This is a genomic window from Microbacterium sp. ZW CA_36 (genome assembly GCF_044987475.1).
Classification (GTDB): Bacteria; Actinomycetota; Actinomycetes; order Actinomycetales; family Microbacteriaceae; genus Microbacterium.
The window spans coordinates 1-2049 of sequence record NZ_JBJDRL010000134.1; the positions used below are offsets into that span (position 1 = coordinate 1).

Genomic DNA, 2049 nt, shown 5'->3' on the forward strand with positions numbered 1-2049 from the left:
GCCCAGGCCGGGGCCGCACGCCGCGACGCCGACCGCATCCCCGCCGCGATGCTCGCGCTCGCCGCGGCACGCTCTCTCGCCGCCGGGCGGAGCATCGGCTCGGTCGACGCGCTGTACCTGCGGGCGCCCGACGTCACGCTGCCGCACGCACCGAAGCGGGTAAACGTCGCCGCATCCGCCGAACGGTCAGGCGACCGGGCCGCGTCCCAGCGACAGCGGGACGACGCATGAGCCTCCGCAGGGCGACCGGCGACGACCTCGCCGCGATCATGGCGCTCGAACGCGCATCGTTCCCCACCGACGCCTGGTCGGAGGCGATGATGCGCGAAGAGCTCGCCTCCCCGCACGGCTGGTACGTCGTGGACGACGAGGCCGGCCGGCTCGTCGGCTACGCGGGACTCCGGGCGGTCGCCGGAGCGAAGGATGCCGACATCCAGACCATCGCCATCGCCGACGTGTCGCGGGGTCGCGGTCGCGGCCGTTCGCTGCTGCGGGCGCTGCTCGACGAGGCCGCGCGCCGCGGGGTCGGCCACGTCTTCCTCGAGGTGCGCGCCGACAACCCCGTCGCGCAGGCGCTCTACACCTCGGAGGGCTTCGCCGAGATCGGCCGCAAGCCCCGGTACTACCAGCCCGACGACGTCGACGCCGTGGTGATGAAGCTCGATGTGCGGGGCTGGCACGGCGCTTCGGCAAGCTCAGCGCCCGGTGCCGGCTCGGCGCCCGGTGCCGGCTCGACGGCCGGTGGCGGCTCGGCCACCGGTGGCGGTGCAGCGCCCGGTGCCGGCTCGACGGCCGGTGGCGGCTCGGCGACCGGTGCAGACTCAGCGCCCGGTGGCGGTGCAGCGACCGGTGGCGGTGCAGCGCCCGCGTGGGACGGAGGGGTGTGCACGTGAACCGCGCCGAACCGCTGGTGCTCGGCATCGAGACGAGCTGCGACGAGACCGGCATCGGGATCGTCCGCGGCCGCACGCTGCTGTCGAACACGATCGCGAGCTCGATGGACGAGCACGCCCGCTACGGCGGGGTCGTGCCCGAGGTCGCCGCTCGCGCGCACCTCGAGGCGCTGCAGCCGTCGATCGAGGCGGCGCTCGCCGAGTCGGGCGTCGCGCTGGCCGATCTCGACGCCGTCGCGGTGACGAGCGGCCCGGGTCTCGCGGGAGCCCTCATGGTCGGAATCGGCGCGGCCAAGGCGCTCGCCGTGTCGCTCGAGAAGCCGCTCTATGCCGTCAACCACCTCGTCGGCCACATCGCTGCCGACATCCTCGACACCGACGCGCCCCCGCTGGAGTACCCGACGGTCGCGCTGCTGGTGAGCGGCGGCCACACCTCGCTGCTGCTCGTGCGCGACCTCACCACCGATGTCGAGCTGCTCGGCGAGACGATGGACGACGCCGCCGGCGAGGCCTTCGACAAGGTCGCCCGCCTGCTCGGGCTGCCGTACCCCGGAGGTCCCGAGATCGACCGGGCGGCGGCATCCGGAGATCCGAAGGCGATCCCCTTCCCGCGCGGCCTGTCCCGCGCGTCCGACATGGCGGCGCACCGCTACGACTTCTCGTTCTCAGGGCTGAAGACCGCGGTCGCACGCTGGGTCGAGTTGCGACAGGCGGCTGGCGAGCAGGTTCCGGTCGCGGATGTCGCGGCGAGCTTCCGCGAGGCCGTCGTCGACGTGCTCGTGACCAAGGCGCTCGCCGCGTGCCGCGACCACGGTGTGCCGCGCCTGCTGCTCGGCGGCGGCGTCATCGCCAACCGGCGCCTGCGCGACGTGGCGCTCGAGCGAGCCGCGGCCGAGGGCGTCACCGTGCGCATCCCGCCGCTGTCGCTGTGCACCGACAACGGCGCGATGATCGCCGCCCTCACCTCCGAGCTCATCATGTCGGGCCGCGCTCCATCGACGCTCGAGTTCGGCGCCGACTCGACGCTCCCCGTCACCGAGATCCAGGTCGCGGAGTCGCGATGACGGACGAGCGGATGCCGGTGCCCGGCGACGACGCGACCCCCGAGCCCCCGGCCGGGGCGGAGCCGCGACCCGCCGACACGACGGTGCCGGCG

General features: G+C 74.5%; 2 protein-coding genes and 1 pseudogene. All 3 read left to right on the forward strand.

Annotated elements, in window-relative coordinates:
- Positions 1-231 (forward strand): annotated as a pseudogene (locus ACI3KX_RS22040) (hypothetical protein); the annotation flags it as partial.
- A complete protein-coding gene (gene rimI / locus ACI3KX_RS22045; RefSeq protein WP_404911091.1) occupies positions 228-893 on the forward strand; it encodes a ribosomal protein S18-alanine N-acetyltransferase in 666 nt (221 codons plus the stop codon). The pseudogene ACI3KX_RS22040 and the gene rimI, both read left to right, overlap by 4 nt.
- Positions 890-1957 carry a tRNA (adenosine(37)-N6)-threonylcarbamoyltransferase complex transferase subunit TsaD gene (gene tsaD / locus ACI3KX_RS22050; RefSeq protein WP_363357028.1) on the forward strand — a complete coding sequence of 356 codons (1068 nt, stop codon included), beginning with the start codon at positions 890-892 and terminating at the stop codon, positions 1955-1957. Before rimI ends, tsaD begins: the two co-directional genes overlap by 4 nt.
- Positions 1958-2049: the final 92 nt, after the last annotated feature.

What these genes read in the sequence shown, in the direction of transcription:
- rimI (WP_404911091.1), top strand. Translation starts at nt 228, where the DNA reads ATGAGCCTCCGCAGGGCGACCGGCGACGACCTCGCCGCGATCATGGCG.